The sequence below is a fragment of the Luteibacter sp. NPDC104163 genome (assembly GCF_055584245.1).
This window is the reverse complement of the sequence record NZ_JBVJMK010000005.1, coordinates 169,656-178,524: the sequence shown is the minus strand read 5'-3', so window position 1 is coordinate 178,524 and position 8,869 is coordinate 169,656. Positions and strand designations below refer to the sequence as shown.

At 62.5% G+C, this 8,869-nt stretch carries 8 protein-coding genes; 3 read left to right on the top strand and 5 right to left on the bottom strand.

Annotation, left to right across the window (positions count from 1 at the left end; all coding sequences use genetic code 11):
• Positions 1-103: 103 nt before the first annotated feature.
• Both ACZ6YI_RS08685 and ACZ6YI_RS08680 read right to left on the bottom strand, forming a co-directional pair.
• Positions 104-1,093 carry an efflux RND transporter periplasmic adaptor subunit gene (locus ACZ6YI_RS08685; RefSeq protein ID WP_465778285.1) on the bottom strand — a complete coding sequence of 330 codons (990 nt, stop codon included), beginning with the start codon at positions 1,091-1,093 and terminating at the stop codon, positions 104-106.
• Positions 1,094-1,266: 173 nt separating this feature from the next.
• Positions 1,267-1,536: a hypothetical protein gene (locus ACZ6YI_RS08680; RefSeq protein ID WP_465778284.1), complete on the bottom strand. Its 270-nt coding sequence runs from the start codon at positions 1,534-1,536 to the stop codon at positions 1,267-1,269.
• Positions 1,537-1,674: 138 nt separating this feature from the next.
• On the opposite strand from ACZ6YI_RS08680, the gene ACZ6YI_RS08675 reads away from it, so the two are divergent.
• The 3 genes from ACZ6YI_RS08675 (at position 1,675) to ACZ6YI_RS08665 (ending at position 4,543) form a co-directional block, all read left to right on the top strand.
• On the top strand, positions 1,675-2,097 hold the full coding sequence (locus ACZ6YI_RS08675; RefSeq protein ID WP_465778283.1) for a helix-turn-helix domain-containing protein: 423 nt from the start codon (positions 1,675-1,677) through the stop codon (positions 2,095-2,097).
• On the top strand, positions 2,090-2,779 hold the full coding sequence (locus ACZ6YI_RS08670; RefSeq protein ID WP_465778282.1) for a nucleotidyl transferase AbiEii/AbiGii toxin family protein: 690 nt from the start codon (positions 2,090-2,092) through the stop codon (positions 2,777-2,779). Before ACZ6YI_RS08675 ends, ACZ6YI_RS08670 begins: the two co-directional genes overlap by 8 nt.
• Positions 2,780-3,397: 618 nt before the next feature.
• Positions 3,398-4,543: a hypothetical protein gene (locus ACZ6YI_RS08665; RefSeq protein WP_465778281.1), complete on the top strand. Its 1,146-nt coding sequence runs from the start codon at positions 3,398-3,400 to the stop codon at positions 4,541-4,543.
• 188 nt (positions 4,544-4,731) lie between these two features.
• Here ACZ6YI_RS08665 and ACZ6YI_RS08660 read toward each other — a convergent pair whose 3' ends face one another.
• The 3 genes from ACZ6YI_RS08660 to ACZ6YI_RS08650 are packed head-to-tail and all read right to left on the bottom strand — an operon-like array spanning position 4,732 to position 8,498.
• Complete coding sequence (locus ACZ6YI_RS08660) at positions 4,732-5,616, bottom strand: TniQ family protein (RefSeq protein WP_465778280.1); 885 nt, start codon at positions 5,614-5,616, stop codon at positions 4,732-4,734.
• Entirely contained in the window at positions 5,613-6,512 is a 900-nt protein-coding gene (locus ACZ6YI_RS08655; protein WP_465778279.1) for a TniB family NTP-binding protein, read from the bottom strand. The genes ACZ6YI_RS08660 and ACZ6YI_RS08655 overlap by 4 nt, the downstream gene beginning before the upstream one ends.
• 3 nt (positions 6,513-6,515) lie before the next feature.
• Positions 6,516-8,498 carry a transposase gene (locus ACZ6YI_RS08650; RefSeq protein WP_465778278.1) on the bottom strand — a complete coding sequence of 661 codons (1,983 nt, stop codon included), beginning with the start codon at positions 8,496-8,498 and terminating at the stop codon, positions 6,516-6,518.
• Positions 8,499-8,869: the final 371 nt, after the last annotated feature.

Genomic DNA, 8,869 nt, shown 5'->3' with positions numbered 1-8,869 from the left:
ACTGACTTCCTCTGTGTGCTGCGCCCTGGCTGCCCGCCACGGCACACGAAATGGATGTTCGGATTGTTGTCGTGCACGCCGGCATTCACCGGCGCATGGCGCCTCACGGCGTTGGGAACTGGGCCTTGCACTTCACGCCCGACGGAAGGTCGAGCGCGCTGTTGGACAAATCGAGTAGAACGACGAACGTGCCGCTGGCCGGGTCGACCACGCGGTCGATGTTTGCCACCCGGGCCGCATACGGCCGATCGGGTTGGACTTCGGAGGTCACGCGCACCGTTGCGCCGGCCTTGGGTTCGCCGAAGGCCCGCAACGGCATGACGACGCGGACGCGCAGCGGATCGAGCCGGGCGACCTTGAGGATGGCGTGCTTGGTGGCACCTGGTTCGACGATCTCGCCCGGCCAGATCATCTGGTCGACGACGACGCCGTCGAACGGGCTTCGGATCGTTCGCAACGCGAGCTGCGCGTTCTGCTGGTTGAATTCAAGCCGGGCAACCTCGCGGTTTTCCTTGGCCGTCTGCAGCTCCGCCTTCGCGCTGCGCAGCTCCGCTTCGGCGTCGTCGCGATCCTGCGGTGACATGAGTTTCTCGGCAGCCATATCGCGGCGCCGGCTGTACTTGCGATCAGCGAACTCGATCTTGGCCTCTGCCAGTTGGCTGGGGCCACTCAGTTGCGACTTGTACTTCGCCAGGTCGGCCGCGGCTTGCTCGGCATGCGACTCGAGGATGGCCAACACCTGGTTGCGTTTGACCCGGTCGCCTCGTTGTACGAGGACCTTGTCGACCATGCCGCTCACAGGCGTGCCGAGTTCAATCGTTTGCGCGGGTTCGATCAGGCAGTCGTAGGATGCCGGCAGGGGCAGGGTAGCGGCATGCGCCGTTGCTGCGCAGCCGAGTCCCAGGCAAGCGAAGAACGCCCGCCGACTCCCTGAATGAAGCTGGTCCCCTGGGCGCGCACTGCGCGCTCCTTCCTTGCGAGCCATCACATCCTTGCCTCTGGCCATCGCGGCGACGCAGGCTGCGCCGCCCCCTGTCACGACGGCCGGGTGAAATCTATCCGAGCCGTATGCCGTCCGCAAGGAAATACTCAAGCTTCGTAATCCGTTACGACTGACTGAAAGAATTCACGCTATGGCAAACAGAGGGTTACATCACAAACCTACAGGTGACATTAGCCTCATGCGGCCGGCAGCAGCGGCCATGCTTACGTGGCTCATGCGGCACAATCAAAGTGAGGCAATGGCTGGGGCGCCCAGCCAACGGATCACATGCGGTCGATTGACCCCAAGAGGGCTAAGAGCGCTCGCCCGATGCCAGGGACCACGGCGGTATCCGCACCGATGAGCAGCCGCATGACACGTTCGGCCATGTTCGTTACTTCGACGAGGTCGTGACGTGACGCGTCGCCCTGGACCAGGTGCGTCCGGAAGCGCGCCTCCTCGACATCGCCTTCGAGAAGCGCGCGACCAATTTCCATCGCGTCCATTGCCAACCGGGCGCGGCATAGCTGCAGTTCTTCATCGACGTGGGCCATGGGCGCAGCCTACGATTGATTGCTTGGCGGTGGCATCGGTCGGCCGGTCTATGCCTTCGACGGGGTGTCCGCAGGACGACTGAAGTGCCGCATGTCCTGTTTACGTGACATTTCTCGCAGATGTCGTATATTCGGGACATGGTCACTCAAGATCCCATACTCGATCCGCTTTTGGAGCTCGGTCAACGACTTAGGCGCGAGCGCGCCCGGCTGGGACTTACCCAGGCCGCTGTCGCGCGAACCGCCGGCGTCGGGCGACAGAAGCTCATAGAGGTAGAGCAGGGAAGGCCGTCGGTGGCCATGGGTACTTATGCCGCGGTGATGCGAGCCCTGAATCTCGTTCCGACAGCAGGCCAGCCGATGGTGGCGATCGACGCGTTTCCCCAGTTGAAAAGGCTTGCCTGGAATCGACCGGGAATTCGCACCATCGCCGAGCCGGAAGCGCTTGCGCTGTATGAGCGAAACTGGGATCTCGTGGATCGTGATGCGATGGATGAACACGAGCGCCGCTTGCTCGAAGATCTGGTGACGCGCTATGGCAACGGAGTACTGCATGTTTGAGAGACCCCACCATCAACGGATCGCTCATGTCCTGCGGGCCCTTGACGGATCATTGCTCAAGTCGGCCCGTTGCTACTTCGGTGGTGGAACCGCGATTGTCCTCGAATGCGGGGAATTCCGGGAATCTGTCGACATCGATTTCCTCTGCGCAGATGCGGCCGGATATCGAACATTACGTGAAGCCATTGAACCGCCAACGCTCGGGCGGCTTTTACGCAAGCCAATCAAGCATGCCCGCGACGTTCGTACCAATCGGGACAAGATATCCACGTACCTCGATGTGGACGGCGTAAATATCCGGTTTGAGCTCGTACGAGAGGCTCGCATAGATTTCGAACCCAGCACGCTGGATATCGAGGGAGTGCCAGTTCTATCGCACGTCGATGCTTATGCGGAGAAGCTGATGGCGAACACTGACCGCGGCCTGGATCGGTCCACGATGAGCCGCGACATCATCGATCTTGCGATGATGGTTGGCTCATGGGGGCCCGTGCCGCCTGAGTCGCTAGCGAAGGCCGAAGCAGCGTATGGCACCGCGGTGTCAAGGTATTGGGATAAGAGCCTTGCGCTTGTTTCGGACGCCGCATACCTGAAGCAGTGTCTTGAGGCGATGTCTATGGGACCGGAGCTGCTGCCGGTGATCCTGGATAACCTGGCCAGGGCTGGGATCGGGGCGAAATAGGGCCGCCGAACCGGGCAGCAAGCCTCGTACACATACGTACGCATGTGCGCATAATGTATATTATGTAAGATATGGATTACACGAGAATCAGCGTGCGCCTACGGCAGATCCATCGGCGATGTCGGCATGCCCTTAATGATGTCGCGTGTTGCTTAAACGTGTCGTGGAGCCCTTTGTTGGCGCGAACCTGCACGTTGCTCCCGTCCGCTCAATGACTTAGCGCAACGCTGGCCCTGCCACGCGGCCTCCCTCAGCCCCTATGAAACAGCCTAATCGCGTCGCGAACCGTAATCGCGTCGCGAACCGACTTCGATTTCGCACCTTAACCGCGTCACGAACAGCCGTTTTATCTGGCTAATCATGTCGCGAACCCACAATCGCCTTCCGCTTAACCGAGTCGCGAACGGACATCGGTGCTTTGCGACGCGCTTAAGGGACCTCTTGCCGATTCACGACATCTCTAAGTGTCGGCCAGTTGGTCCGCGCCGCCATTAACGTCCAACAGGCTCGTCTTGAGACGCGCTGCACGTCGCCTGCCCCGCGACAAAACTCGGTCTAACTTTTGGATACGGGTTATGGTTGGTGTAGTGCCTCTTACTATCAATGTAGGAGCACCCGATGAGTCAGCGCGGTATTGGCGGAAAGGTCCCCGAAGAAGCCTCTGTGTCACTTGCTCGACTGGCCCAGGTTCTTGCGCCCTGGTGTCCGGTACCTCAGTCTGAAATCGCCATCAGAATCGCCGCTGGGCTGACGGCGTGGGCGGCCGACAAAAAGCCTAAGGCGCTGCGGACGACGCTCACTGCCCTGGCATATTGGGGCCGTTACTGGCTCTCGTTCAGCGGCGACGTCAATCCACTGTCGGAGGAAGGCCTTTCGCGCTATGGCGCGTCGCTACTGGACGAAGGCTTGTCGACGGGCCTGGTACTTCAGCGCCTGTCGGCCATTTACGTGGCGTGCCACTGTATCGGCTTAGTGAGCCCGGAGCTCCGGGTTGCACTACGCAAAGCGCGCAGCCCTTACACCGAGCGGAAACATCGACGCGAGCGCGTTAAAACCATTCCTATGCTCGCTGCAGATCTGCGTCGACTCATACTAGCCGCCGATCCCCACAGTCCGAAGGACGTACGTAACGTGGTGGCCATCCTTATCCTTTACGAAGGGATGGCGACCTTCAAAGAGCTGGTCGGTATGGACGTGCCGCATTCGCGCCTGGACGTCGGCACCATGATCACGGATCTTCGATTCGAAGCTGGCGGCACCTGTCTTCTGAGGTTGTACCCTTCCCGCCCCGAAGATGCAGGACGCACGATACGGCTGTCGTCGGATGCGACGGCATGGATCCGCCACTGGCTGGCGATGCGTGGCCCTCGATCGGGTCATCTGCTGGCTTTCTGGCCGCCCGAGGGAAGCGGCTACAAGGTGCTGGCTCGTACAGGCAAACGTACGCTGTGGCGTGGGCCGAAACAGTTCCAGGAACTCGCGGCTCGCCATGGTATTCCCGGCGAAGGTCTGACCGCCTCATCGTTACGATTAGGTCGTGCCGTCGCCATGCTCGATGCGGGCTACAGTCTTTCGCAAGTTGCTGAGGCCGGACGTTGGAGCTCAGCGGGTCGGCTTGCTTGGGCGCTGGATGTGGGACTGACCCTGCGCCGTGGAGTGCGCGCCTCGCGCGAGCCGTTACGATTGACGTGGCCGCGACCTCAGGTCGCCCCCACTGAGATCCCGGCGCCACAGCAGCAGTTTGCATTTCCGTTCGCCGCCTGAATCCACTTTACTTCTTCGTGAATGGCCTTGCGGGCACTCAGCCTAGCAAGGCTTTCGCACAGTGCAGACGTCACACCGGTCTTTCACGGCTTGGCTCAACCTCATTCGGTGATTGAGCCAGGCCATCGGCGTAGTCAAGTAGAGATGGTGTGTCGCCCCCCGCCTTAGCGCCGTCCTGGACGGAGCGGCTATGGCCGCTTGGGCATGCGTACGGACGGTTGGAAATGCGCGGGCCACGTGGGGACAAGCCACGCACCCACCAACCACAGTGCCATGCGGCGTACCCCCGGGTCGCCAGCCTGCCGTAGGCGCCTCCATCCGTCCTTGAGACCCGCGTCCGCCAAGGCGCGGCCTGAGTGCACTAGCGTGCGCATGGTAAGCGGTGCTTGAGCCGAGACGATCAGTGGCGGGTTTCCAAGCGCGTCCACCGCCATGACCTCCGCGAGCAGTTCGCGCGCCTGTCCCGCATCGCCCAACCAATTGGCCGGCCACACACCGTTGTCGCTCAGGCAGGCGCTCACAGTGTCGGCGAAATCGACGAGGGCCCGGAGGGCGTCGAGGGCTTCGGGTACCGCCGTGGTCGCCTGCCAGACCAGTTCTGGCATGGAGATGTCGTCGTGCGTGCCAGGTGCAAAACGACCGCGAGCACGATGCCACAGAAACAGCGGCATCCCGTGCTGCGCACAGCGAATCGCGAAGACGCCCGCCCACCGTCGTCGAAAGTGCCGCGGTCGGCCCGCCAGGTCATCCTCCCGCCAGCATTGTGGGCAATAGGCGCAGCGTGCCTCAGGCGCAAGGAACGTGTCACCGTCAGACAGCCGCAGCCGCTCCAAGCGGCCACGGCCCACCGCCAGGCGGCAGGCGAGGCGTTCCATGTCCGCGGGTGACGGATCGTCGATGGTCGAGTGCGCCCCACCCTGCGCTTCCTGCAGCAGCGCCCATAGCCGGCTGGGATTCCACTGGTACAGATCCGCAACACGCATCAATACTGATCGGAGGGTCTCGTCCGGACCCGGTGTCGGGATGAGATAGCGCTCCTCGTCTGTGGACACGCGGGTCACCTGCTGTGTCATGCGGCCATCGACTCGTCGTTGTCCAGTGCCCATGCCGGCGGATCGTCGAGCGCCCGTTCGAGGAGCGGCACGGTGATCCTCTCGCTTCCATCCTTGATCGCGTTGGCGGCGGCGTAGGTTACCGCCTTCATGATGGGGTCGAGGATACCGCCGGAAATTTCGATCAGCACTTTCATGATCTCCACGGAGCCCAGGCCCGAAGGCTGCTTGAGCGGCAAGGTCTGCTCGAGCGTCGACAGCAGGTTTTCCAGATGTGCGTCGACACGCCACGTCGGCAAGGCGCGGTAGGTAAACCGCGCGTTGAGATGCTCGTCTACCTGCATCGCGGCGGGCGCCTTGGCGGTTCCCAGTGCCAGCACGGGGATGCACAGCTCGTTCATCAGGAACTTGATCGTGTCCAGCGCGATGGACTGCTGACGAGCCGTCGAGGTCAGGATGTCCTGGATCTCATCGACGATGATCAACTGCACGTTCGCCTGCCGACAGACGCGAAGCACGAGTTTCTCCCGGTCGCTCCCGACGTAGCTTGACGCATCCGGTACGCGTAGCGCGGCGAGTAGACGGTTAAACAACGTCTTCGCCTCACGGGCGTTGGTCATGCTGATGCCCAGCACCGGCAGGGATGGCGGCTGGGTTTCATTGGGCGCATGGCCTGGATAGCGGCGGGCGAGCGCCTTGGCGATCATCGTCTTGCCAGAGCCCGGTGGCCCGGAAATTACCAGCCCGGCCGCCCTGCTCTGCGCTGGACGCCGCATGAGAAAGTCCACCCGCGAAAGTAGCGGTACCAGATGGTCGTGGATCAGAAAACGTTCCTGCAGCATACGGCGTGCGCGCATGGCGTCCGGCAACGTCATTTCCCCCTGGACCTGAGGGACAAGGTGGTCGTAGGTGTGCATGGGTCAGCTCCAGATTTCGAAGGCGATGGACGGCGGGCGGACCGGGCGTGAGACCGGTGCGGCGGGAGGGGGTACTGGGAACGGTGCCTGCGTCGGTGCGGGCGTCGCCCCCGCGGCGGCGACGGGGGCAGCGATGGCCGGCTCCGGTTGCGGTGCAGGCAGAGCCAACGTCGGTTCTTTCGCCGGCACCGATGCGGACGATGGAGCAGGCAGAGCCGACCGAATCGGCGGCTCGCTCGGGTGCGTGTCACCTCGACGGTCGACTTTTACCGACACCTTCTTGCCCTGGCGTGCAGCGCGGGTCTTTTTCAAGGCAGCTGCTTCAATCGCATCGCGTTGTGCGAGCCCCTGATCGAAGCTGCGGTCCATGCGTACCTTGTCCTGTGCCGACATCCGACGGGCGGACGTCGTGTCGCCCAGCGCCCTGCCCGCTTTGGCTGTCGCTTCAACGAAGCCGAGCCGTCCTGCCCTCACCCAGATTCGAGAGGTATCCCGAGGGTCGTACCGAAGCTCTGCATCCTCGCGCTGGCGAAGGAACGGGGTGAGATCGTCGTGCCAATAGCGCGAGCAGGCGAACTCGATGCCGGTGCGGCGTATACGCCGAAACTCACGAGGCAAAAAGTCGATGCGAAAATCGACCGGTCGTGCCACCTGCGGTACCGGTCGGCGTCCACCACTGTCCGTATGCCACGCCTGCTCCCATGCCAGCTGCGGCGAGATGCCCAGGGCCCGGTGGGCTTTGATGTGATATTCGCGACATATGCTCTGGACCAACCAAGCCTTTAGCTCGTCAAAGGTCAACGTGGCCCGCTGCTCGCTCGGGTAGTCACCGCGCTGGCGGGTATTGCTGAACGTCGTGCCACGCAGGCGATGGACGATCCGCATCAGCGTGCCGTTGAGGCGTTCGATGTGGGCGCCGTAGTGCGGCTTCTTGACCGGACGCCAACGAAGCTCGATGCCGTGCTGCTCGCAGCCGGTCTTGAGCGCCTCGGCCCGGAAATCCTTGCCATTGTCGACCAGGATGACCTCGGGCTTTCCATACATGGGCCAGATGCCGGGGTCGGCTTCGTTTTCGGGCTTGGGCAGTGCCATATGCTCGATGCACAACGCCACCGACACGGACGATGGCGCCTCCATGGTCAGGTACCAGCCCACCACGCAACGGGTGTACACATCGATGGCCAGGGTGATCCAGGGTCGCGGAAGCACGCGCTGACGATCATCGCTGACGAGGAGCACGTCCACCCGGGTGTGATCAATCTGCACAATCTGCAGTGGCCGATCGGCCTCAAGTCCGCCCGTGCGAGCTTCCCAGGTCTGCTTGGCGGCCTTTGTGCCACGCCGTGCCCGGTCCATCTCATAGCCTTCCAGATCCTTTACCCGCTGGAGCACCGTGGCACGCGCCGGCGGAATGAGCTCGAGTCGCCGGCATAACATCCCGATCCGATCGGCCAAGTGGGCGATCGAACGTAGCTCGCGTTCCATGTAATGGCGTCGTATGGCGTGGATGATCACGTTTTCGGTGCGCTCGTCCAGCACGCGACTGCCAGCACTGCGTCCTGGCGGACGGCCAATAAGCGACGTCGTGCGCGGGTCGTCCTCGAAGCGAGCGCGCAATCGCTGAATTTGCCGTTGGCTGAGACCGTGCCGCCGGCTGAGCCCGGCAAGCTCGAGGGTTGGGATTCGCTGGTGGCCCAGCCACGGGGTCAGGTCGGCCGCCAACCGCGTTGCTCGCTGCCAGGCCAGAGGATCGATGAGACTATCTAGCGCCGTGCCAGCCGGGCGCGGCGGCTCGCGAAGGTCCTTGATCGCCAAGTGCACCATTTGGCCGGACGCGCAGTCGCGAGCAGCCACGTGTGTGGGCGAATGCCTGCCGTCGATTTGGTAGGTCGTGCCATTGGCGTAGCACACAGCCCCTGGGGTCAGCTTCATATCGCCCTCCCCTGCTCCGGCAGTGCAGCCGTACACGACGGTTTCGGCCAGCACGGGGCGGGCCCGTGCAATGAGATGTGCAAAGTCATGGACGCTTCCTCTTTCTAGGTTGCTGATCGAGCGGCTCGGCTAGCACGTCAAGCACACTCTTCCAAACGCCACCGTGCAGGCGACGCGTGATCACGACAGCGCACTCGCGCCATAGAAAAAGTTAGAACAGGTTTTGTCCGCGCATGTGCGCGGTCGCGACACGCGTGCGGCGTCACATTCCATGTCGAGAGACGACGTGATACTACGATTAACGTAGTTACGCTTGGTGTCGTGTGACGTCAGAATTTGTAGCAACGCGTCTCTACGATGCGCTTGTCCGCAGACGACATGATCGAAGTGCCATCGTCACCGGACCCGCTTAGTCCGGCGCAGAC